This is a genomic window from Lebetimonas sp. JS138 (assembly GCF_000523335.1).
Lineage (GTDB): Bacteria > Campylobacterota > Campylobacteria > Campylobacterales > Nautiliaceae > Lebetimonas.
Window position 1 is genome coordinate 1,135,690 of record NZ_ATHT01000001.1, and the last position, 22,464, is coordinate 1,158,153.

Below are 22,464 nucleotides of genomic sequence, written 5' to 3' on the forward strand. Positions count from 1 at the left end.
TTCTCCTTTTACTGTTTTACTATAGAATATTTTGCGTCATTATCATGTTTTAATATCTTTAAGAGATTTCCTTTTTTAAACATATCGCATACGATAATAGGAAGGGAGTTTTCCCTTGCAAGGGCGATTGCCGTATCGTCCATTACCCTGATGTTTTCTTTTAGGGCTTCTTCGTAATTTATCTCTTTTAGAAGTCTGGCATCGGAAAATTTATTGGGGTCTTTATCGTAAATGCCGTCAACTTTTGTGGCTTTTATAATTGCACTTGCCCCTATTTCACTGGCCCTTAAAACCCCGGCCGTGTCCGTTGTGAAAAAAGGGTTTCCCGTACCTGCGGCAAAAATTACCACTCTTCCTTTTTCAAGGTGTCTGATAGCGCGTCTTACTATAAAATTTTCTGCAATTTCCTCCATTTTAATGGCACTTTGAACCCTGACTTCAAGTCTATTGTTTTCAAGGGCTTCCTGCATTGCAACAGCATTAATTACAGTGGCAAGCATACCCATATAATCGCCGGATGTTCTTCTTATAATACCGTCTTTTGCCGCACTTACCCCGCGTATAAAATTACCTCCGCCTATAACAATAGCAACCTCAAAGCCTTCGTTTATTACGCTTTTTATTTCATCTGCAAGATATTTCAGTATTTTTGTGTTTATACCAAAGCCGTCAATTCCGGCCAATGCTTCACCTGAAAATTTTATTAAAATTCTTTTTGTTATTCTTTTCATCGGGGGCCCTTTTTAAAAGTGTATTTTATCATAATTTTACATTTTTTTATCTTAAATTTATTACCTGCAGCGGATTAATAGCTCTGTCTTTGTATGTGACTTCAAATTCAAGTGAATTTTTGACCCTTGCTATGACTTCGCCTTTTTTCACATAACTCCCTTTTTTTATAAGCGGGGATATTTTTGTTAAATTTGCATAAATACTGAATAAATTTCCTTTGTGCTTAATAAAAATTATTTTTTTGTCGCCGTCTTTCCCGACATATATCACTTTACCCGGGAAAATAGTCCTTACAAGGGAATTTGGCTGTGTTTTTATGGTTATTGAATCGTTGTAAATTTTTATTTTGTAAATAGGGTCTATGTATGAACCGAATTTCTTAATTATTCTGCCTTTTACAGGGGGGATTGTTTTAGGGCCTCTATATCTTGTAAGTTTTGGTCTGAAATAGGCACTTCCCACTTTTTTAACGTTTAAAGGTTTTGAAATTTCAATATTGGTGTTTAGCGGTATTTTTTCAGGTATAATTCTCGTTTTTTTTATAATTTTGAGTTCGGCCAGTTTTTTTTGTAAAAATTTTTGTTTTTTAAACATATTCTGGAGTTTTGTCCAATACAATTTTTTTTGTTTTTTCAAAGAGAAAAGAATTTTTAACTGTGTTTTTTTTAAAACAAGCAGTTTTTGCTTTTTCTGCTCTAGCTCTTTTTTCTTTGCCGAAATGTCACTGATTTGTTTATTAATCATATTGATGTTTTTCTGGATGTCTCTGTTTTCTTTTATTAAGTTATTAATTTTTTTTGAATATTTTTTCAGAATTTTTAACGTAAGCGAAGTGTAAATCAAATCGTTTAGCGTATTTATTTTTTTTGAATCTATATAATAATTCTGGCTTATAAAAGAGGTTATTTCGTTATTTATATTTTTCTGTTTTTCCAACAGCCCTTTTTTCAGGTCATTAAGTTCATTTAAAGTTTTGGAGGAATTTTTAAGAGAATTTTGCAAAGTTCCTATCTGTATGTTTAAAGAAGATATTTTTTTATTTATATTATTTAGTTTTTTTTGTGTGTTTATAATAGCCTTTGCGAGTGAATCCAGTTTGAGATTCATTTTTTTTATTGTGTATTTTGTATGGTTAAGGGCTTTTTTGGTCTGGCTCAGATTTGTTGCCTGTAAAAATATAAAAAGAAAAATTAATAAAAATCTCATTTTTTCCTTCCGATAATCACTATAATGGATGATAAAACTGAAATTAATAAAGACACTGCAAACAGCTTTAATAAAATATCTGTAAAACCAATATTGTAATTTATGGACAAATCTTTTATTATTTCATTAAAAAGTGCCGAATTTGTGAAATAATAAATTATTCCGGCACTTATTAAAAATGAAATAAACGAATCTACAAAAGCTATTTTAAAAAGCGCCGCACCTTTAAACCAAAATGGAGCACCGAAAAGCTCCATTATATACATTCTCTCACTGTGCTCGAATTTCCATACTTCAAGCTGCTTGATAATAAGCAAAAATCCCAAAATACCGACTATTATCAAAAAAACATTTGAAACAATTTTTAACAAAAAAAGAAGATTGTATATTTTTGTCTGAGTGGAACGGTATGTCAGCACTCTTTTTATAAACGGCTGACGGGATAAATAATTTTCAATTTCCTCAAGCCTTTTAGGGCTTGGAAGCGTTTTTAGTTTCAGAGAATAAAAATACGGGAATTTAATGCTGTCAAAATCTATGTTTGTAAAATTTTTTTTAAGTTTTTGAATATAGGAGTTTATATTTATAGGCTCTATTTTCTCAATTTCTTTTATTTTTAAGGACTCGACGGGACTGTCGGTTACTATTGCAATGGAATAATTATTTACTATGCTTTTTTGGTATTTTTTTAAAATTTCGGAAAATGTCACATAAAAAAATATACTCAGCAGTATTGAAATTAAAGCTAAAATCAGGCTTATATGGCTTTTAAGAGAGTTCATAAACGTTTCCTTTTTCCAGATGGATATGTTTATATTCTATATTGAATGTCTGGGGAAGCGAATGGGATGCTATTATAACGGTAATTCCCAGTTTGTTTGCCATTATGAAAAGTTCCATTACTAAATTTGCCGAATATTCATCAAGTCCAGAGATAGGCTCATCCGCCAGAATCATAACAGGCTCGTGTATTATCGCCCTTGCAATTGCCGCACGCTGTTGTTCACCTCCGCTGAGTTCAAGCGGATATCTGTCGGCTTTGTGGGAGAGTTTTACTTTCGAGAGCAGATGCATGGCTTTCTCTTCTGCGTCTTCTTTTGAAAAACCGGCTATCAAAAGGGGCAGGGAGACATTTTTTAGGATGTTCCATTCCGGTATTAATCTGAAATCCTGAAAAACAACACCCAGATATCTTCTGAGCTGGGAGAGTTTTGATTTTCTTATTTTATGAAGCTCAAACCCCCCTATGTTTAAAAAACCGGATTCAGGCTTAATTTCCCCGTACATTGATTTAATTAAAGTACTTTTTCCGCTTCCGCTGACCCCCGTTAAAAATACAAACTCCCCACTTCTTATTGAAAATTCGGCGTTTTTTATAACAATTTCGTTTTTATATCCGAGAGTAAGATTTTTTGCAAGAACAAGTTTACCCATGAAACAGCCTTTTTAATTTTAAATGTGCGATATAATTGTCTTTTATGGGGGCGGGAAGTTTAAAATACTCAGGTTTTGCTTTATTCAGGATATATAAATGTTCGGGTTTATTGAAATTTCCTATGGTTGCCCTCAGCAGGGATGAATTTTTATCTATTTTAAATTCTTTTTCTATATGAATAACTGTATTATTGTATATTTTTGGGGTAAAATCGATATTTCTGAGTTTTTTTTCGAAACTGAAATCAAAATTTTCGTTGAGCTTCGGGGAATTTTCCAAAGAATACATATAAATATCATAAATATTTTTTCCCTGTTTAATCCACCTTTCTTCATATTTGCTTGATACGAAATAAGGTATGTTTTTTTTAACTTTCAGTTCGGTTTTTTCAAAATTTAAAAATTCGTTTAAAGAATAGTTAAAATAATTTTCGCTGTCTGTTCTCAGATGTAAAAATCCATGCGGTTTTAGGGTTCTTACAGATTCGTTTATAAAATTTTTGTTTATTACGCGTCTAAGGGGTTTTTTGTCCCATGGAACAGGAAAATGGACATATATTGATTCAAGGGTGTTTGAAGGGATTTTACTTAGGATTATTCTTGCGTCGTGGTTTAAAATTTTCACATTTTGTATATTTTCCAACGTCACTCTTTTTAAAACCTGCTCGATTGAGGGTTTGTGAATTTCTATTCCGAGTATTGTTTTATCCGGGTTTTCTTTTGCTAAATAAAGCAGGTGTCTGCCGCTTCCGAACCCCACTTCCACAATATCAATACCGCTTAAATTATCTGTAATTTTTAAAAGATTAATATCTGGAAGTTTTTCTTTTATTCCTGTTATATTTTCAAAAATTATATTTGAATTATGTAATTTTACAAATGCTAAATACGCTTTTTTTATTTCTTTGATAAGAGGTCTTGTAATTTTATCGTATTTTATTAAAAAGCCGTTTTCTTTTTTTGAAATTTTTATCAAAAACTGGGCATTTTTTGTTTTTACCGCTATTAAATTTTCAGCCTGAAACAAAAATTCCGTATCACCGGTTTTTTGCGGGTATTTTATCTCTTTTAAATTATCAACTACGATATGAGGCATTAAAAAGAAACCTCCACTTTGGCAGGTTTTGAAATAAGCCCGTATTTGTCTATTGCATAAATCTGGTATGTTATTGTCTTGTTTTTATCTATTTGGGTGTCTGTAAATCTGTTGCCGTTTACAAGATATTTTTTTTCTTTTTTGTTAAGTAAATTTCCGAGTTCTTTAACTACCAGATATTTCTCCGCCCTGTTGTCGGGTGAGCTAAAAATAAATTCCACCCCGCTGTTTGTAATATTTGTCGAAACAAGCGGTTTTGCCGGTATATCCAGGGTTTGGCCCATAACTTCCGGGGTTTTGTCAAGCAGTGATTCGGTCTGATGAAGGGTTAGTGCCGTTACTTTATAATATTCCGTGTCACCGTCTTTATCTATTTTGTCTATAAAAAATGTGTTTTTTGTTTTTGCAATCGGCACAAAAATTAAAAATTTTTTCTTATATATTTTATAATATGTCGCACCTTTTACCGGTGACCATGAAAGCTGAATTTTTTTAGGTAAATCGACTGTTGCTTTTATATTCATGACTATCGGAGGTTTGGGATATGTTGAAATTATGAGCTCTTTTGAAGGAGAAGATTTTAAATCATCAAAAGTAACCGCAATAATTCTGTATTTGTAAATTTTACCGTCTTTAAGGCCTTTGTCTATATATTCCACATTATATCTCGGTTTGAGTGTCGCAATATTTTCCCATTTTCCGTTTGTATCGTTAAATCGCTGTATTATATAAGAATTCACTCTTTCATTAGGGTGTGGTCTGAATATTATTTTCACTTCCCCTTTTGTTAAAGGTCTGATTTCAAGAGGAATTACAGGAGCCACGCTCGGAAGGGTTTTTTGCTGGGTTTCCACAGCAAGGGAAGGAATTTTGTTTTTATTGAATGTGGCGATTCTGTATCTATAAAGAGTGTTTGGAGTAAGGTCTGTGTCTACATATAATGTCTGATACGGATTGTTGATAGTAATAATTTTACCCCATTTTTTAGTTTTAAAATTAAATTTCTGTAAAAAATACCCCTTTATTCCTTTTACCGCGTTCCATTTTAAAGCCATTGCGTTTCTGTCGGGATAAGCTTTGAAATTCGTAACTTTCGGTAAATTAGGATTTGATTTTGGAGCCGGTTTATTTACCGCACATCCGGTTATAATCATTAAAGATATCAGCAACAGAGCCCATTTTTTCATAATTAAATCCTTTTGGTAGGTTTTGTTTAAAATCATCAAATATTGGTGCAATTATACTAAGTTTTTTGCCGTTTGGATGAGTCAGGTATAATTCATATGCGTGAAGCATAACCCTTAAGTCCTGATTTTTTGCCCCGTATGTCATGTCTCCGAGTATATATCGTCCAATACGACTCAGGTGAACCCTTATCTGATGGGTTCTTCCTGTAAAAAGTTTTGCGGCGGTTAAATTCTCAAAAACAGGCACAAAAAGCGTTTTGGCGTTTTTACCGTTGTTTATTACAGCCATTTTTATTCTGTTTTTCGGATTTCTTCCAATCGGGGCGTCAATGCATTTTGCTTCTTTTAAAGGTGTGTTTAGAAGCATCAGATAATATCTTCCCATTGATTTGTCTTTTAACTGGGTACTTAAAAATTCGTGTGTTTTATTGTTTTTTGCTATCACCAAAGCTCCGCTTGTTTCTTTGTCGATTCTGTGGACTATTCCGAATCTCTCTTCCCCGGCTATGGTTGAAAGCGAATAATTATTTTGTTTAAGCCAGTCTACAAGAGTTGCCTCTTTTACGCTCGGTGCCGGATGGACCACAATTCCCGGAGGCTTGTTTATAACAATCAAATCATCATCTTCATAAAGAACCGGTATGTCAAAATCGGCTTTTTTTGTTTCTTTTTCCTTTAAAGGTGGGAGTGTAATTTCTATTTTGTCGTTTTGTTTTAATTTAATTCCGCCTTTTTTTGCTGTTTTTTTATTTATTTTAACCAATTCTTTTTTTATTAAACCCTCTACCTGGCTTCTTGAAACATCTAATTTTTCGCTTAAAAATTTATCAAGCCTTTCAACTTTGTCTGCTGTGAAATTTATTAATTTTTCCATTTTCCGTTTTCCATAAATTTTTATTTTACCACTCACATCTCTATAATTATATCAAAACTTGACAAAAAATATAATTTTAATTAAAATCCTGAAAAACTACATTACTACTACCATGCAAGGATATTAATGAGCAATCAGAACAATGTTACCAGTCATAACGGTAATAAACAAAGAACCCATATACCTGTTGAAGGTTATACGATTGAAGAGCTTAGAAGTATGCCGACAGAAGAACTTATAAAAATTGCAAACGGTTTGGGAGTGGAAAACCCTCAGGAATTCAAAAGACAGGATTTAATGTTCGAAATACTTAAAACACAGGTTGCAAAAGGCGGATATTTGCTTTTTACCGGAATTTTGGAAGTAATGCCCGACGGATACGGCTTTTTAAGAAGTATTGGAGGTAATTTTGAAAATTCCGTAAATGACGTGTATGTCTCCCAGACACAGATAAGAAGATTTGCTCTCAGAACCGGGGATATTGTAACAGGTCAGGTAAGACCTCCGAAAGACCAGGAAAAATATTACGCCCTTTTAAAAATAGAGGCGATTAATTATATGCCTCCGGAAGATGCAAAAAAAAGGCCTCTTTTTGACAATTTAACCCCTCTTTATCCAAACGAAAAACTAAAACTTGAATACGAGCCCACAAAACTTACAGGAAGAGTGCTTGATTTGTTTGCACCAATAGGAAAAGGGCAAAGAGGACTTATAGTGGCACCGCCCAGAAGCGGTAAAACAGTGTTTTTAAAAGAAATTGCCCACGGGATTACCAAAAATCACCCCGAAGTGATACTTATGGTGCTTTTGGTGGACGAAAGACCCGAAGAAGTTACCGATATGCAAAGAAGCGTAAAAGGGGAGGTTTTCAGCTCAACTTTTGACAAACCTGCCCAAAATCACGTAAGGGTTGCCGAGCTTGTTATAGAAAAAGCCAAAAGAATGGTGGAAATGGGAAAAGATGTTGTAATTTTACTTGATTCAATCACAAGGCTTGCAAGAGCGTATAATACGGTAACTCCTGCAAGCGGTAAGGTTTTAAGCGGGGGTGTTGATGCAAATGCCCTTCACAAACCGAAAAGATTTTTCGGGGCGGCAAGAAACATAGAAGAAGGCGGAAGTCTGACTATTATAGCAACTGCCCTTATTGATACAGGTTCAAAAATGGATGAGGTTATTTTTGAAGAATTTAAAGGAACCGGTAATATGGAAGCTGTGCTCAGCCGCAGAATTGCCGATAGAAGAATTTATCCTGCAATTGACCTGCTTAAATCAGGAACAAGAAAAGAAGAACTTTTATTGACTCCGGAAGAGCTTGCAAAAGTCTGGGCGATAAGAAACATAATAAGCGAAATGGATGAAATTGAAGCGCTTAAATTAATGTATTCAAAAATGCTTAAAACCAAAAATAATCAGGAATTTTTAAGTGTAATTAATGAATGAAATGCGGAATTTTTGACAGCGGAATAGGGGGGCTCAGCGTCGCCTCTTCCATTTTAAAGGCAAAACTTTTTGATGAGATAATATATTACGGAGATACTGCAAGGGTTCCCTACGGGAACAAAAACGAATCTACAATAATACGCTATTCCCTTGAAGCTATGGAATTTTTAAAAAATTTTAATATAGATTTTTTGATAGTGGCATGCAATACCGCAAGCGCAACAGCTGTGGAAGAGCTTAAAAAAGAGGCTTCTTTTCCGGTGGTCGGTGTGATAGAAGCCGGTGTGAAGGCTCTTGAGAATAAAAACAGAAATTCAAACATTCTGCTTATAGGCACAAAAAGAACCGTTAATTCCGGAAAATATGAAAAACTTCTTAAACAAAAAGGATTTAAAAATATAATTTCAATTGCCACGCCTCTGTTTGTGCCGTTTGTGGAAGAGGGTATAACGGAAGGTAAAATTATAAATGAAGTGTTTGAGCTTTATTTTAAAAATATCGAAAAAGAAAAAATTGATATCGTAATTTTAGGATGTACTCACTATCCTTTTTTATCAAATTCGCTTCAAAAATATTTTCCCAATGCAAAACTTATACACTCAGGTCAGGCAATAGTGGAACTATTGAAAAACGAATATAATCTTACCCCTAAAAAATCCTCTTCAATAAAACTGCTTGCAAGCGACGACCCGGACGGTCTAAGAAACAAAGCAAAAGAATGGCTTGATATAATTGAAAAATAAAAGATTTAATTAAATGATAAAGTCAAGTTTTTTACATATTCAACCAGTTCTTTTTCGTCTTTGTATCTCGCTTCATTGTTTTTTATTTCATACGGATACCATGTTACCTCGCTTAAATGAATCTTTTTAAGACGTTTTAAAAAATCTTTATTCATCCTGAAAGCGCCTGTTTCTATATTGTTTATTTTATTTAAGTTTATATTTTCGCTCAGATATTTTATAAAATTTTTGTAAATTTCTCTGAAGTTTTCTGTTTTTATAATAGGGTCTATTGCAATTTCCACATTATACCCTTTGTTAAGGGTCAAATTCAGGGCTTTTATCCTTTTTTCAAGATTCGGGGCTTTTTTTTCAAATTTTGTTATTTCATTTGGAGAAAGTGAAAATGTCAAAATAAAATTTTTGGGAGGATTGTCAGGAAGTTTTGAAACATTTGCCGATTTTGTGCGGCTTTCTATCAGTAAATCGTCTCTTTTTCTTGCAAGCTCAACCCATTTTTTATGAAACGGGTATATTCCTTCAAACGCCGCCAAATCGCTTTCATAACTTATGGGGATAAATGCGTTTTTCAGTTTTTCGGCTTCTTTTATAAAATCTTCCTCGTTTACAAAAATTACAGGATAACCGCTCGGATACATCCCCCCTATATAGCAGTATTCGCAGTTATAAACGCATCCGAGAATCTGGGTGGAGTAATAAAAATTTTCATAACCTTTTGAATTGCAGAATTTGCTTCCTTTATAAAAGGAAACATTCTCTTTTACTGCCAGAATCAGTCTGTTTTGGGATTTTTGCCAGTTAAAATTTTGACGGCTTCTGTTGAAAATATCTTTATAATGTGTGATTGTTATAACTTTCGGATTGAATTTTTTGATTATATATTCTGTTATTTCATAATTTTGTGCTTTTTTTTCAAGATAAACAATCATCCGTTTCCTTAAATATATATTAATTATTTATGTTATAATAATAGCATAGAAAAGATGTAAAAATAGCAATTTATGATGATAAAAATTTTATTAAATATACTTACAAATGATAATAACAATAAAGTATGTTTAATACAAATAAAGTCTAAAGTATAAAAGAGCGGGTGAAGATTTTAATATAACAATAAAAGCGGTTGATAAAAATTATAATTCTATTAATTCTGGTACAGTTGATAATGTTAAAGGAGTTAGGAAGTGAATTTGCTAAAGTAGATGAAAAAGATACACCAGATAATCAAAGATATATTAAATCTGCTACAACAATTTACGATATAAATGATATAAATAAAACCTGGTTTAAATTTTACTATTTCAGCTTATACAGCAGATAATTATGACACTGCTGTATGGACACCTAATAAAAAAATTAATTTAACAGACGGTAATAATTCATTACAAGAGTGGATTGGAAAAGATATAAATAAAAATATTCAATTCAGATACGGAAGAATAAAAGTAAATAGTATAGCAGGTGTGGAAAAAGAAATTAATACTACCTTTAAATATGAATATTGGAAACGGAGAGCAGAATATTACATTTTCAACCACTCATTCGATTCCTTACGGAGCTAAAATACATTTATCAATTGACAGCTGGTTATGGTATCATCCGTTGGCCAAACCGTATAAAGACCCAAGTTCTTCAAATCTTGACTGTTTAACACATCCTTGTATGAAAATTGATTTTTTAAATGATTCAAGTGCATGGGGAGGTGTGAGTTCCAATGTTGTGGGAAATGAATTCAATGAGTCAAACAGAACCTCAAAAGTCGGTACATCAGAGAAAAATGTTTCTAAAAAAGAGGTTAAAAAATTAAACTGGTAATAAATTCCTGAACCTCTTTTTTGTTTTTTAATACCGGAAAATCTGGAAAATTTTTTTCTTTGATTTTATAAAAGGTTAAAATTTGTTTTAATTTTTCTTTTTGTGATTTTGTAAGTTTCATTTTCTTTTCCGCTTCGCTGAGCGCTGTATAAATATCTTTAAAAAAATCTTCTTTTTTAGGAAGCGTGTCCAAAATTTTTTCTATTGTAGTCAGATGGCTTTTTATTAAAGACGGTATTTCTTTTTCATCAGGTTTTTTTAACGGCGTGTCGCTTACGATTTTGTAAAGCATTATTTCCTCAACGTTTAAAAATTTGTAAGCCGCTTCGAAAAAACCGCTGCTTTCCATATCCACAAGATTATAATAATCCCCTGTTTTATCCACACATATTATTTCAGAGGAGGGTTCTGAGAAGAAATCCGGATAATATTCTTTTTGAGAACATAAATCTTTGATTTTATAAATAAAAAATCCCCGGTTTATTTCGTAACAATTGCTTCCCGCAATACCGAAATTAATGCTGGGATAACGATCTTTTTGTAAAACAACTGCTGTGGAAACAGCGGAATTTATTTTACCGCTTCCTGTGACGGCAAGATTGATGTAACCGTTTCGAAACAAAGAGGAATCAGGCTTTAAACTGAAATGTTTTATAATCTCTTTTGCTTCTATGTAAAGAGCGGTTATAATGTTGAGCATTAAAAAACCTTTTTAAAGGAATTATATGGAAAAACTTGAAATTTTTAAAGAACTGATAATTAAAGAAAAATATTTCGAAGCACATGAAATATTAGAAGCTGAGTGGCATAAAATTAGAAAAAGTGATAATGATTTAAAATGGGCTTTAAAAGGACTTATAAATGCGGCCGTGGCGATGGAGCTTAAAAAAAGAAAAAGAGACGGATATAAGCTGGTTTGGAAAAATTTTGAAAAATATGAAAAATATTACGATTTAGATGAAAATATAAAAAAAACTGCTGAATTTGTCAGAAAATATAAGCCTTAATATTTTTCCCAGAAAAATTCTATCCACTCTTTTGTTTCATGAAAATAAAAGTCAGGTTTGAATTTTGATGCAGGTTTATAAAAAATAGAAACAGATTTGAAAAATTTATCGGGATATTTTGTTTTTAATTTATTCATAACTTCCAAAAAAGTATCACCGCTGTCGCTTATATCATCCACCACTAAAATATTTTTGTAATTTTCCAAATTTGGAATATTCCAGACTTTTGGTTTTGAAAGTTTTGTTGTTTTATCGTAAGAACTTGCATTTATTGTAAAAACTTCTTTAAGATTGAAAATTTCAGCTAAATGATGAGCCAAAGTCATTCCGCCCCTGATTATTGCCACTATTGCATCCGGTTTTGGGATTTGATTTCTTTCTAAATCAATTTTCATTTCTTCATAAGAATAAAATTTCATAAACTTCCTTTTTTTAAAATTATACTATTTTTACCCTTGCATTTAAAAAAAAAAATCGATATAATTTCAATCCGTTTGGGCTCGTAGCTCAGTTGGTTAGAGCAACCGGCTCATAACCGGTTGGTCGCAGGTTCGAGTCCTGCCGAGCCCACCACCTGCCCAGGTAGCTCAGTCGGTAGAGCAAGGGACTGAAAATCCCTGTGTCGGCGGTTCGATTCCGTCCCTGGGCACCACCATTATAATGTAAAATGAAAAGATAAAAATGTAAAATCATTATTTAATATAGTGTCTGGCACTGTATATTGAATAATAAATGATTAATAATGGAAAATGAATAATATAAATAGAATTAGTGTCAATATAGTGTCCTGGTACTATAAAATCAATGAATAATTGATAATGTTATATGCCATTCACTACTTTACCCCGTATGTGTGAATAAAATCTTTTCTTGAGACCAGATTTTCAAGTATTGCAAAAAGTATCATAAAATTAATAAAACTTGTTCCCCCGTGACTTATAAGCGGAAGAGGGACCCCTACCACGGGAGCCAGGTCCATAGTCATTGCCATATTGATAAAAGCATAGGTAAAAATCATTATTCCAACCCCTCCGTACATCACTTTTGCAAAATAATCGTCTTTTAATTTTTCCGCTTTGTCAATAAGATAAGCTATAAGCAGAAAATACAAGCCGATTACAAACAGTGCGCCCAAAAATCCGAATCTTTCAACAAGATAGGCAAAAATAAAATCGCTACTTACAATGGGTAGGAATTTTAAATTTGCCTGCGAGGCGTTTTTTTTGCTTTTGCCTTTAAGCCCTCCGCTTCCGATGGCAATAATCGACTGTTTTACATGGTAACCGGGTTTATTTAGAAAATGTTCGATTCTTTCTTTTTGATAATCCTTCATAAAAAACTTATAATAAACAGGTGCAAATAAAATGCTGAAAATTCCAATGCCGAGCCACACTTTTTTATCTACCCCTATTATAAAAAGAACACCGAAACCTATTATTAAAGTAATAAGAGCGGTTCCCAAATCAGGCTCTTTTACAATTAAAATAAAAGGTATTATTATGTAAACGGACAGCCTTAAAAATTCTTTAAATGAATAAAGAGGCCTGGGCGGGTATTTGTAAATTAAGTATCCCAGCATAAGCAAAAGTGTTGTTTTCATAAATTCTGCGGGTTGAATTGTCGCATTTACCAGTGGTATTCTCAGCCATCTTTTGGCTCCGAGAATTTTTACGCCGAAAATATCAACGGCAATAAGCAACACTACATTCAGCCAGTATATTATCGGGATAAGCCATAAAAGTTTTCTTATCGGTATCAGATATACCGTTATGAATACAAAAACACCTATGCCTATATAAATAAGCTCTTTGTAAAAAAGTTTATGCGAAATTTCGTTTATTAAAACGAGGCTTATTATTATAAAAGGCAGTATTAAAAAAAGAAGAAAAAAATCAAATTTTTTTAAGTATTGCATGGTTTTTCGGAATATTTCTCAAACAGTATATCCATTGTTTTTTCGAGTGATTCGGAGGCATGTTCTATTTCTTTGAAAATTTCTATAATTTTGTCTTTTTGGTTTATGCATGAGTGTTCAGGAATACATTCCGAAGCTCTGTTTGTTAAAGCGTGGATTTTTTTATGCAGTGTGTCTTTAATCTGTTTATATTCAGGATAACAGCCTATTTTGTTTACAGTATCCTGCATTAGCAGCCATCTTCCAAATTCACATTCATTATCTTTTGTTAAAGGAATCTCTTTTTCTTCTACAATTGAATCTTGGGCATTTAACTTATATATCAAATGTGATAATTTGGCTAAATCCATCAATAATCTCAAACTTGCCAAATCCACATATTTTTTGTTTTCAAGCGATTTGTCCCTGAATCCTTCAATCATTGCGGAAACTTCATCCACATCGTCTTTTGACTCTATTGCCATAGATGTTATTTTTTCAGAATTTGACTGAATCTCACTGGTTTCCTGCTGAAGGGTTTTGATTGTTATTGATATTTCGCTTGTCGCCTTTTGTGTTCTCTCAGCAAGTTTTCTTACTTCGTCGGCAACCACCGCAAAACCTCTTCCGTGTTCACCGGCCCTTGCAGCCTCTATTGCCGCATTGAGCGCCAGCAAGTTTGTCTGGTCGGCAATATCGGTGATTAATTCAACAATTTTTCCAATCTCTTCCGTTCTGTTATAAAGCATATTAATGGCTTCGTTTGTATGGGAAATAAAGTTAATAAGTTCATTTAATACATTTGAAAGGTTAATTGTTTTTTGAGAGGATTTATCCGCTCCTTCATAAATTTCGGTTGAAAGGGAATCTATTTTTTGCATAAATTCTTTCAGTTTTTCATCAAGAGAGAGTTTAATTTCGTTTAACTGTTTATTTATTCCTCCCCCTAAATTGTTAAGTTCTATTGCAAGTTCGTTTCTTTTGGTTTCTTTTATTGCCGTTGAGATGGATTTAATCGCTTTGTTTACCTTTTCAACGGTAAATTTGAATTTTCCCTTATATCCTTCAATCGGAATATCCCTGTAATCGATTCCGTTTTCCGCCGCTTCTATGGAATATGAAAGATCTTTTTCAAAAGCCTCAAGCTGATCAAGCAGATTATTCAGTGCCCATGCTGCATCGTGAAATTCTGAATTTTTATTAATATTGGTGATTCTCGGCTGAAAATTTCCGTTTTGTGCTTTTTTTAAAACCTCTTTAATTTTTTCTTTTAAATTATCTTTTTTTTCTTGATTTAAAGTCTGTATTCTTGCCATTATTAAAAAAATCAGTGCAATTAAATAATTTAAAGTTTTAGAGTTCATTGATAATTCCTTTTTGAATTTTTATCATTAATTCATTGAAATTCATATTTTTTGAGCTCAAAAGTTCATTTACGGCATCAACTCCGGCTTCCATCCCCTCGCTTGCTTCAATGGAAAGTAAATTTTGATACAGCGGCTCAATTATATTTTTAAATCCATCTCTTGGCTTTCTTCTTACGGAATAATATCCTATATGGCTTCCGTTAGCGTCAAATGTCGGGGAAATATTTGCCATTACCCAGTAATATCCTCCGTCTTTTCTTAAGTTTTTGACATATCCGAACCATTCTTTTCCGTTTTGAATATGCTCATACAAAATTTTAAATGCACATCTCGGCATATCCGGATGTCTCAGTATATTATGGGGTGAGCCCAATAATTCGTTTTCGCCATATTCGGACAGTTTTATAAATATTTCATTACCGTATAAAATTCTGCTTTTTAAATCTGTTTTACTTACAATAAAATCCTCTTCTTTTAAGATATACTCTTTTTCTATAGGGGTAATTCTTGGCTTTTTCATTTTTCATCCTTTACTTTGATTCCGTCTATTCGGTATTTTACCAAAACTTCTATTTTTTCAAGAGAATCTGCCAAAAAAATTATTTTTGTATCCAATAAATAATTTTCAGCGGTTTTCTGAAAAATTTCAGCTTTTTGCAAACTGTCTGTAAATGCGTATTTTGCGTTTAAATTGGCAATAAAAATCAGCTCTTTTACCGAATTGATTATAACACCGTAGGCAATATCGTTTTTTTTGCAAAAAACAAATGTGTCAATTAATTTATCGTTATATTCAAAAATTATTGTTGTGTTTGAAGGAGTGTTTTTTATTTCTTCAATTGAGCTTACTTTTATAAAATTTTCATTGCTAAAGGGTTTTTCAAGAATCAGCATCGCATTCCCTGCAGTAATATTTTCCGTTTTTAAATTTTGCGTCTTTTTTTAATACAAATGTTTTACACTTTTCACACTGAACGAATTCATTTTCATCATTATCTTTTTTAATTTTTTTATTTGGTCTAAACATATAATAAACAACTCCTATAATAATTAAAAATACAATTATTTTACCCATTGCTTTGCCTTTATAAAAACATAATTTCTGTTTTTTTTATTAATAATTTTAGCATTTATTCCCCCCAGTTCTTCCAAAGCATTGGAACCTTTATATAAAAGTATTGTACCATTTTTATCTAAAAAAGGATTTACCAAATTTAAAAAATCGTCTGTTTTCATAACCGCCCGGCTTGTGATTAAATCCGCTTTGCCGATATCCGATTTTTCCACTCTTTTTGGAATCACTTCCACATTGTTTAAACCTAAGAGTATTTTTATATAATTTAAAAAACTGTATCTTTTTTTTAAAGGTTCAATTAAATACCATTTTGTATTAGGTAAGGCAATTGCTAAGACAAGTCCCGGAAATCCGGCTCCCGTGCCCACATCAGCAGCGGTTTTTGCCTTTTTGATATATTCGAGTGGAAAAAGAGAATCTTCGATTTGGGCAAAAATTTCTTCTTTTGTGGTGTAATTGGTAAATTTATGTGTTTTATTCCATTTTAACAGCTCATTTGCAAATATTTCGTATTTTTTATTCATTTTTTATTATCCTTTTTTTATTTCACAATTTGTGTCCGAGTTTTTCTTTTTTTGTTTTTAAATAAAATTCGTTGTAAGGGTTTGGTTTTACAATTATAGGAATTCTTTCAACCACCTCTATTTCTTTAAAAGCGAATTCTTTTTTTGGATTGTTTGTTAAAAGCCTTATTTTATTAATACCGAAATCTTTTAGGATTTTTTCCACTATACCAAAATCTCTCATATCCGCCTCAAATCCCAACTGATGATTGGCTTCCACGGTATCAAGTCCCGCATCCTGCAGGGCATAGGCGTTTACTTTGTTAAATAACCCTATTCCTCTTCCCTCCTGTCTTAGGTATATTACCATTCCTCCTTTTTCATTTATTGTTTTGAGAGCCTCTTCAAGCTGTTCTCCGCAGTCGCATTTAAGGCTTCCCAGCGCATCGCCTGTTAAACATTCGCTGTGAATTCTTACAATAGGTATTTGGGGTAAATTCTCTGTGAAAATAACCAGATGTTCTTTATCGTTTTCTATGTATGAGCGTATTTTAAATTTTCCGTATCTTGTCGGGAGATTGGCTGTTTGCGAAATTTTCAAAAAAACTCCTTTTTTTGATAAAATTATATCTTAATTCAGATAAAGGATAGAAATGAGACATTTTTTGTGGTTTATAGATTATAAAAAAGAGGAAATAGAAGAAATAATAAAACTGGCGTTTCAGATAAAAAAAGAGACAAAAGCCAAAATTTTTAAACCTTATTTAAAAAATACCCAGCTTGCTATGATTTTTGAAAAAAGTTCAACAAGAACGAGGGTTTCTTTTGAAGCGGGAATAAACCAGCTCGGTGGAAACGGTCTTTTTTTAAGCAGCCGAGATATTCAGCTTGGACGGGGAGAGCCTATAAAAGATACTGCAAGGGTTATTTCAAGAATGGTCGATTTGGTGATGATTAGAACTTTCGGACAGGAAAGGCTTAGCGAATTTGCAAAATACTCACGTGTGCCGGTAATAAACGGGCTTACGGACCTTTGTCATCCGGTTCAGCTTTTAGCCGATTTAATGACTGTGATTGAATTTGAAAAATTTGATTTTCGCAGTCCTGAAAAAATGTTGGTTTCTTATGTGGGGGACGGCAACAATATGGCACATTCCTGGGCAATTTTAGCGGGTATTTTAGGATTTAATTTGAATATAGCGACACCAAAAGGCTATGAAGTGGATAATTTTATTAAAAATAAAGCGCTTGAATTTGCCAAAGTCAGCGGTGCTTTGATTAATTTTTATAATGACCCTAAACTTGCCGTAAAAAATGCAGATGTTGTTACTACCGATACATGGGTCAGTATGGGGCAAGAAAACGAAAAAGAAAAAAGAATAAAAGATTTTAAAGGATATGAGGTAAATAATGAATTAATGACTATGGCTAAAAAAGACGCAATATTTTTACATTGTCTTCCGGCATACAGGGGATATGAAGTGAGCGAAGAAGTGTTTGAAAAATATGAAGAGGCAATATTTGCTGAAGCGGAAAACAGACTTCATGCACAAAAAGGTTTAATGGTATGGTTGAAAAAATAAAAAAAATTTCTCCCAATCCGGCAATAATAAAATGTATGGATTATGAATTAAAAGAAGGCGATAAAAAAAGTTCTCTTTGGATTATAGAAATAGACGATAAAATAAAAGTGGCCCTGAATTTTGAAGAATATATATCATTAATAGAAGGGATGAAAAAACTGTTAAAAGAAAATTTTGATTTAAAACTTGAAAAAGCTATTTTAAGCGAGTTTCCGATTGATTATGACGATGTAAAAGCTGTGGTATTGGAAGAGATGAAGGAACATCCTGATAAAAATATTAATGATGTTGTTAGAAAAATAAAAACAGAACATCCGAATCTGTTTTATGATATAAATGTAGATAATATCTTCTAAAAGAAAAATTTTTTCCTTTTTTTTATTTTTTCCTTGACAAATAAATATTTTTTTAATTATAATTGCAATGTAACAAAAAGTAATAAAGGAGTGCCAAATGGCATGCGAAAAAGATACAAAACAATTGGCTAAAGAAGCCGAAAATAAAACACAAAAAGAGGAGGTAAACATGGAAAATGTTCAAACACAAAGCGGAGTATTGGTATTAAAAGAAATGCCTGAATTTAAAGCGGAAGCTTATAATGCGGAGTCTGGTCATTATACAGAAGTCAGCAGCGAAGATTATAAAGGAAAATGGACAGTAGTATGCTTTTATCCGGCAGATTTTACATTTGTATGTCCAACTGAAATTGCAGCAATGAATGCAGCACTTCCGTTTTTAAAAGAACTTGGGGTAGAGGTATTGGCTGTTTCAACAGATACTAAATTTTCACATAAAAGATTTGTGGAAACCGAACCACTTTTGAAAGATCTTAAACTTACAATTGCTCAGGACCCAACCGGTGAAATCAGTAGAAAATTCGGTGTATTAATTGAAGGTGCGGGACTTGCTCTTAGAGGAAGATTTTTAATCAATCCAGACGGACAAATTGTAGCTGAAGAAGTTCAAGCTCCACCGGTAGGTAGAAGCGTAAAAGAATTTTTAAGACAAATTATTGCTCATCAGCATGCATATAAAACTGGAGAAGTTTGTCCTGCAAACTGGAAACCTGGTAAAAAAACACTTCCTGTTAACACTGATGTAGAACCAATGACAGGAAATGTCGGAGGTTATGTAACAATAGAAGATTTAATAGATGAAAATGATGTAAAAGAAATGGAAGAAATGGTAAAAGCGTTTAAAAACGCTTAATTTCTTCTTTTTCTGTTTTTTAAAAAATATTTCTTTATATGTTTTTTAAAAAACAGAAAGAAAGGTTAATATGAAAAATATAAAAAATATTCTTGATAATTCTACTCTCAAGACAACACCTCAAAGACTCGCTATTTTAAAAGAACTTGAAAATCAGGGGCATGCAAGTATTGAGGAAATTTATGAAAAAATAAAAGAGATGTTTCCAAGCATTTCTCTTGCAACTATTTATAAAAATATTACCTCTTTAAAAGAAGAGGGCATTATAAGCGAAGTTTGCCTGCATCAAAAGCCAAAATACGAATTAAGCAAAGAAGACCATGCCCATTTTATATGTAAAAACTGCGGCAAAGTTATAGATGTGCCTTTGAATAAAAGTATTATAAACGATATAGAGGAAAAATTCCCTGATACACAAAAAGAGCTTTATATTTACGGAATTTGTAAAGAATGCAAAAAAGAAATGAAAAAAAAATAAATTGCCATTGTTTATGCTTCTCATAATGAAAAATTAGCTGGAGAAATTAGAAAAACAATAGAAGAGTTTTTATATAAAAATTTTCCGGAAATAGAATTTTATTTTGATATTGAAATTATTTAAATTTCAATAATCCTTATCATATTTGTAGTTCCTTCTTTTCCCACAATACTTCCCATTGTGACAATAATTTTGTCTTTGGGTCTTAAAATATTGTCCTGTAAAGCAATTTCACGGAATTTATCAATCAATCTTTCAGGATTTTTTATTTTAGGAACTTCAATTATATTTTCAACTCCCCAGACAACTTTTAATTTTCTGCTGGTAACTCTACTGTGCGTTACAGCGATAATAGGAGATTTCGGCCTGTATTTTGCAATACTTTTTACAGTTGTTCCTGAACTTGTGAAACATACAATAGCCTTGGGATTTATACCTTTGTCTAAATCGGAAACACTTGCCGCAATGGCGTCGATGTCTTGGATTTCGTATCTTTTATTATACGGATAAATATATTGGGTTTCAATTATTACTTTTTTCAATGTTTCAACTGCATTAACAGGATATTTCCCAACTGTGGTTTCATCACTGAGCATTACCGCATCGCTTCCGTCCATTACCGCATTTGCCACATCGCTAACCTCGGCACGTGTCGGAAAAGGGGAATTTACCATTGATAAAAGCATTTGAGTTGCCGTTATTACCGGTTTTTTTAATTTATTTGCACGTCTTATTATTTTCTTTTGGATAACGGGGACTTTTTCAAGTCCCACTTCAATTCCCAAATCTCCTCTTGCCACCATAACCCCGTCTGCGACTTCGATTATTTCATCTATATTTTCAACACCTTTTTTTGTTTCAATTTTTGCAAAAACCCAAGGAGATGCATTGTTTTGTTTTAAAATCTGTTTTGCTTTTAATATATCATCTTTAGAGTTTACAAATGAAATGGCGACAATATCTACTTTATTTCTTGCACCAAAAATCAAATCTTTTTTATCTTTTTCGGTAATAGCTGAAATTTTAAGGTCGGAATGAGGAAAATTAACCCCTTTTCTGCTTGAAAGCACTCCTTCATTTTTTACTTCCAGAGTAATGGAATTTTTATCTTTATCTATTACTTTTGTACGGATGCTTCCGTCCGCAAAAAATACATATTCTCCTGTTTTTACGTCATCGATTATTTGAGGATAGCTGATTGTTAAATCATAAACTGTTTTTGGGTTTTTTTTGACAAGTCTTATTTTATCGCCTCTTTTAAGCTCAAGCAAACCGTTAATTTCGCCTATTCTTATTTTGGGGCCGCTTATGTCCTGAAGTATGGCTGTTTTAGAATTTAGTTTTTTTGCAGTTTCCCTTATTTTTAAAATGGAATTTTTATGGGTTTTATGGTCGGCATGGGAAAAATTAAGTCTGAAAACATCAACCCCCTCTTTTATTAAATCTCCGATTTTATCTATCGAAGCAGGGCCGAGTGTCGCTACTATCTTTGCTTTTTTCATTAAAGGCCTTTCATTTGCAGATATTCTTTAATTTCTTTAATAAGTATTTCTTTGGTTCAGGAGCTTTTTTCAGTGCTTCTTTTGCGGTGATTATTGAATCTGTTAAAATTTCCTTTTCCATCACAGACTCCTTTACATAACAGATATTATAACAAAAAATTTTAACAGATTGATATCAAAAATTTATGAAAAAAAAGAAGAAAAAAAGGTTATTTTACTTTTATGCAGTCTGTTTCTTTTTGTGCGTCAAATTCCCACCACTCTTTTTGGCTCCAAGGAATAAGGGTTTTTAGTTTTTTCATTAAAAATTCAAAATCCCTTGGTAATAAAGCCTGGTCTCCGTCGCTTAGGGCTTCTTTCGGACAGTTGTGCATCTCAACAATAAGTCCGTCGGCTCCGACAGCCATACCCGCATAAGCAAGTGCGCTTACGAATTCCCTTTTTCCGGCCGCATGACTCGGGTCTACTATTATAGGCAAATGTGTCATTTTTTGCATTATAGGGACCAGTGTTACATCAATGGTGTTTCTAACACTCGGTTCGTATGTTCTTGTGCCCCTTAGACAGAGGATTACTTTTTCATTACCCTCACTCATAATGTATTCGGCACTCATTAAATGCTCTTTTAGAGTCGATGCAATACCGTTTTTAAGAATAACAGGTTTATCAAGTTTCCCAATTGCTTTAAGAAGCGGGAAATTTTGCATATTTCTAGCCCCTATTTGGATAACATTGGCATATTTATATACAACATCGATATCTTCTATGCTCATAAGCTCAGTTACAATTGGAAGTCCTGTCTGCTGTTTTGCTTCCATAAGCATTTTAAGACCATCTTCGCCGTGTCCCTGGAACGAATAAGGCGAAGTTCTCGGTTTATACGCTCCTCCTCTTAGCATATGGGCTCCGTTTTCTTTTGCAACTTTTGCCAAATATACCACATTTTCTACCGTATCAACGCTGCAAGGCCCGGCTATAATTACTTTGTTTCCTCCGCCGACTTTTACGCCTTCAATGTCAAATACGCTGTCTTCAGGATGGAATTGTCTGCTTGCCCTTTTAAAAGGTGCCGATACTTCCAAAACTTTTGCAACACCCGGAAGTGTGTTAAGAGGTTTTCCGGAGAGATTTGTTTTATCCCCTATAATTCCTATAACCACCTGTTTTTCACCCGGGGCTACGCTTACCTCATGACCCCAGTTTTTAATCTGTTCAATTGTTTTATTAATCTCTTCTTCACTGGCTCCCACCCTCATTACCAATACCATAAATATTCCTTTAAAAATAATTTTTGCAATTATAATGAAGTTTTTCAG

At 32.8% G+C, this 22,464-nt stretch carries 28 protein-coding genes, 2 tRNA genes and 1 pseudogene; 11 read left to right on the forward strand and 20 right to left on the reverse strand.

Annotated features, from left to right (window positions below):
• Positions 1–8: 8 nt before the first annotated feature.
• Genes pyrH through DZ67_RS0106540 form a run of 7 tightly spaced genes read right to left on the reverse strand, consistent with a single transcriptional unit; the run spans position 9 to position 6,529 of the window.
• Positions 9–731 carry a UMP kinase gene (gene pyrH, locus DZ67_RS0106510; RefSeq protein ID WP_024787852.1) on the reverse strand — a complete coding sequence of 241 codons (723 nt, stop codon included), beginning with the start codon at positions 729–731 and terminating at the stop codon, positions 9–11.
• 46 nt (positions 732–777) lie between these two features.
• Positions 778–1,938, reverse strand: coding sequence for a murein hydrolase activator EnvC family protein (locus DZ67_RS0106515; RefSeq protein ID WP_024790920.1), 1,161 nt, complete (start codon positions 1,936–1,938; stop codon positions 778–780).
• Entirely contained in the window at positions 1,935–2,720 is a 786-nt protein-coding gene (locus DZ67_RS0106520) for an FtsX-like permease family protein (RefSeq protein ID WP_024791408.1), read from the reverse strand. The genes DZ67_RS0106515 and DZ67_RS0106520 overlap by 4 nt, the downstream gene beginning before the upstream one ends.
• On the reverse strand, positions 2,707–3,372 hold the full coding sequence (locus DZ67_RS0106525; protein ID WP_024791409.1) for a cell division ATP-binding protein FtsE: 666 nt from the start codon (positions 3,370–3,372) through the stop codon (positions 2,707–2,709). Before DZ67_RS0106525 ends, DZ67_RS0106520 begins: the two co-directional genes overlap by 14 nt.
• A complete protein-coding gene (gene trmB, locus DZ67_RS0106530; protein WP_024791907.1) occupies positions 3,365–4,468 on the reverse strand; it encodes a tRNA (guanosine(46)-N7)-methyltransferase TrmB in 1,104 nt (367 codons plus the stop codon). The genes DZ67_RS0106525 and trmB overlap by 8 nt, the downstream gene beginning before the upstream one ends.
• Entirely contained in the window at positions 4,468–5,655 is a 1,188-nt protein-coding gene (locus tag DZ67_RS0106535) for a fibronectin type III domain-containing protein (RefSeq protein WP_024791908.1), read from the reverse strand. The genes trmB and DZ67_RS0106535 overlap by 1 nt, the downstream gene beginning before the upstream one ends.
• Positions 5,594–6,529 (reverse strand): RluA family pseudouridine synthase, encoded by a 936-nt coding sequence (locus DZ67_RS0106540; RefSeq protein WP_024791412.1) that lies wholly within the window; start codon positions 6,527–6,529, stop codon positions 5,594–5,596. The genes DZ67_RS0106535 and DZ67_RS0106540 overlap by 62 nt, the downstream gene beginning before the upstream one ends.
• 126 nt (positions 6,530–6,655) lie before the next feature.
• Between DZ67_RS0106540 and rho the strand changes: the two genes are divergently transcribed.
• A complete protein-coding gene (gene rho, locus DZ67_RS0106545; RefSeq protein WP_024791413.1) occupies positions 6,656–7,972 on the forward strand; it encodes a transcription termination factor Rho in 1,317 nt (438 codons plus the stop codon).
• Entirely contained in the window at positions 7,969–8,715 is a 747-nt protein-coding gene (gene murI / locus DZ67_RS0106550) for a glutamate racemase (protein WP_024791414.1), read from the forward strand. Before rho ends, murI begins: the two co-directional genes overlap by 4 nt.
• Positions 8,716–8,720: 5 nt before the next feature.
• Here the strand turns inward: murI and DZ67_RS0106555 are convergent, their stop codons facing one another.
• Positions 8,721–9,644, reverse strand: a complete 924-nt coding sequence (locus tag DZ67_RS0106555; RefSeq protein ID WP_024791909.1) for a spore photoproduct lyase family protein — start codon at positions 9,642–9,644, stop codon at positions 8,721–8,723.
• Positions 9,645–9,880: 236 nt separating this feature from the next.
• Here DZ67_RS0106555 and DZ67_RS10600 point away from each other — a divergent pair, with 236 nt between their 5' ends.
• Positions 9,881–10,036, forward strand: a complete 156-nt coding sequence (locus tag DZ67_RS10600; RefSeq protein WP_156919579.1) for a hypothetical protein — start codon at positions 9,881–9,883, stop codon at positions 10,034–10,036.
• A 173-nt stretch (positions 10,037–10,209) separates the two neighbouring features.
• On the forward strand, positions 10,210–10,530 hold the full coding sequence (locus DZ67_RS0106565) for a hypothetical protein (protein ID WP_024791910.1): 321 nt from the start codon (positions 10,210–10,212) through the stop codon (positions 10,528–10,530).
• Here DZ67_RS0106565 and DZ67_RS0106570 read toward each other — a convergent pair.
• The gene (locus DZ67_RS0106570; protein WP_024791911.1) at positions 10,511–11,230 is read right to left on the reverse strand and encodes a hypothetical protein; all 720 of its coding nucleotides are present in this window, start codon (positions 11,228–11,230) and stop codon (positions 10,511–10,513) included. The genes DZ67_RS0106565 and DZ67_RS0106570 overlap by 20 nt on opposite strands.
• Positions 11,231–11,255: 25 nt before the next feature.
• Here DZ67_RS0106570 and DZ67_RS0106575 point away from each other — a divergent pair, with 25 nt between their 5' ends.
• Complete coding sequence (locus tag DZ67_RS0106575) at positions 11,256–11,537, forward strand: DUF309 domain-containing protein (protein ID WP_024791912.1); 282 nt, start codon at positions 11,256–11,258, stop codon at positions 11,535–11,537.
• Here DZ67_RS0106575 and DZ67_RS0106580 read toward each other — a convergent pair.
• A complete protein-coding gene (locus DZ67_RS0106580) occupies positions 11,534–11,956 on the reverse strand; it encodes a phosphoribosyltransferase (RefSeq protein ID WP_024791913.1) in 423 nt (140 codons plus the stop codon). The genes DZ67_RS0106575 and DZ67_RS0106580 overlap by 4 nt on opposite strands.
• Positions 11,957–12,033: 77 nt before the next feature.
• Between DZ67_RS0106580 and DZ67_RS0106585 the strand changes: the two genes are divergently transcribed.
• Together DZ67_RS0106585 and DZ67_RS0106590 are read left to right on the forward strand one after the other, a co-directional pair.
• Positions 12,034–12,110: transfer RNA gene (locus DZ67_RS0106585), tRNA-Ile, on the forward strand.
• Positions 12,111–12,113: 3 nt separating this feature from the next.
• Positions 12,114–12,189 (forward strand) — tRNA-Phe (locus DZ67_RS0106590).
• Between the two features lie 183 nt (positions 12,190–12,372).
• Here the strand turns inward: DZ67_RS0106590 and DZ67_RS0106595 are convergent.
• The 8 genes and pseudogenes from DZ67_RS0106595 to ribA all read right to left on the reverse strand — a co-directional run bounded on the left by DZ67_RS0106595 (position 12,373) and on the right by ribA (position 16,977).
• Complete coding sequence (locus DZ67_RS0106595; RefSeq protein WP_035907208.1) at positions 12,373–13,452, reverse strand: FtsW/RodA/SpoVE family cell cycle protein; 1,080 nt, start codon at positions 13,450–13,452, stop codon at positions 12,373–12,375.
• Positions 13,440–13,916, reverse strand: coding sequence for a CZB domain-containing protein (locus tag DZ67_RS11310; RefSeq protein ID WP_442911236.1), 477 nt, complete (start codon positions 13,914–13,916; stop codon positions 13,440–13,442). Before DZ67_RS11310 ends, DZ67_RS0106595 begins: the two co-directional genes overlap by 13 nt.
• Before the next feature lie 24 nt (positions 13,917–13,940).
• Positions 13,941–14,795, reverse strand: a pseudogene (locus tag DZ67_RS11315) (methyl-accepting chemotaxis protein); the annotation flags it as partial.
• Positions 14,785–15,318, reverse strand: coding sequence for a PAS domain-containing protein (locus tag DZ67_RS0106605; protein WP_024791422.1), 534 nt, complete (start codon positions 15,316–15,318; stop codon positions 14,785–14,787). The pseudogene DZ67_RS11315 and the gene DZ67_RS0106605, both read right to left, overlap by 11 nt.
• Positions 15,315–15,692 carry a hypothetical protein gene (locus tag DZ67_RS0106610; RefSeq protein ID WP_024791423.1) on the reverse strand — a complete coding sequence of 126 codons (378 nt, stop codon included), beginning with the start codon at positions 15,690–15,692 and terminating at the stop codon, positions 15,315–15,317. Before DZ67_RS0106610 ends, DZ67_RS0106605 begins: the two co-directional genes overlap by 4 nt.
• Entirely contained in the window at positions 15,679–15,873 is a 195-nt protein-coding gene (locus tag DZ67_RS0106615; RefSeq protein WP_024791916.1) for a PP0621 family protein, read from the reverse strand. Before DZ67_RS0106615 ends, DZ67_RS0106610 begins: the two co-directional genes overlap by 14 nt.
• Positions 15,861–16,397 carry a 16S rRNA (guanine(527)-N(7))-methyltransferase RsmG gene (gene rsmG, locus DZ67_RS0106620; protein WP_024791425.1) on the reverse strand — a complete coding sequence of 179 codons (537 nt, stop codon included), beginning with the start codon at positions 16,395–16,397 and terminating at the stop codon, positions 15,861–15,863. Before rsmG ends, DZ67_RS0106615 begins: the two co-directional genes overlap by 13 nt.
• 22 nt (positions 16,398–16,419) lie before the next feature.
• Positions 16,420–16,977, reverse strand: a complete 558-nt coding sequence (gene ribA / locus DZ67_RS0106625; RefSeq protein ID WP_024791917.1) for a GTP cyclohydrolase II — start codon at positions 16,975–16,977, stop codon at positions 16,420–16,422.
• Between the two features lie 52 nt (positions 16,978–17,029).
• Between ribA and argF the strand changes: the two genes are divergently transcribed.
• The 4 genes from argF to DZ67_RS0106645 all read left to right on the forward strand — a co-directional run bounded on the left by argF (position 17,030) and on the right by DZ67_RS0106645 (position 19,646).
• The gene (argF, locus tag DZ67_RS0106630) at positions 17,030–17,959 is read left to right on the forward strand and encodes an ornithine carbamoyltransferase (protein ID WP_024791918.1); all 930 of its coding nucleotides are present in this window, start codon (positions 17,030–17,032) and stop codon (positions 17,957–17,959) included.
• Positions 17,944–18,315, forward strand: coding sequence for a DUF2603 domain-containing protein (locus DZ67_RS0106635; RefSeq protein ID WP_024791919.1), 372 nt, complete (start codon positions 17,944–17,946; stop codon positions 18,313–18,315). Before argF ends, DZ67_RS0106635 begins: the two co-directional genes overlap by 16 nt.
• A gap of 97 nt (positions 18,316–18,412) precedes the next feature.
• Positions 18,413–19,168, forward strand: coding sequence for a peroxiredoxin (locus DZ67_RS0106640; protein WP_024791920.1), 756 nt, complete (start codon positions 18,413–18,415; stop codon positions 19,166–19,168).
• Positions 19,169–19,238: 70 nt separating this feature from the next.
• The gene (locus DZ67_RS0106645) at positions 19,239–19,646 is read left to right on the forward strand and encodes a Fur family transcriptional regulator (protein WP_024791921.1); all 408 of its coding nucleotides are present in this window, start codon (positions 19,239–19,241) and stop codon (positions 19,644–19,646) included.
• Positions 19,647–19,765: 119 nt separating this feature from the next.
• Here DZ67_RS0106645 and pyk read toward each other — a convergent pair whose 3' ends face one another.
• Entirely contained in the window at positions 19,766–21,148 is a 1,383-nt protein-coding gene (pyk, locus tag DZ67_RS0106650; RefSeq protein ID WP_024791922.1) for a pyruvate kinase, read from the reverse strand.
• Positions 21,149–21,357: 209 nt separating this feature from the next.
• On the reverse strand, positions 21,358–22,416 hold the full coding sequence (gene aroF, locus DZ67_RS0106660) for a 3-deoxy-7-phosphoheptulonate synthase (RefSeq protein ID WP_024787877.1): 1,059 nt from the start codon (positions 22,414–22,416) through the stop codon (positions 21,358–21,360).
• Between the last annotated feature and the right edge of the window lie 48 nt (positions 22,417–22,464).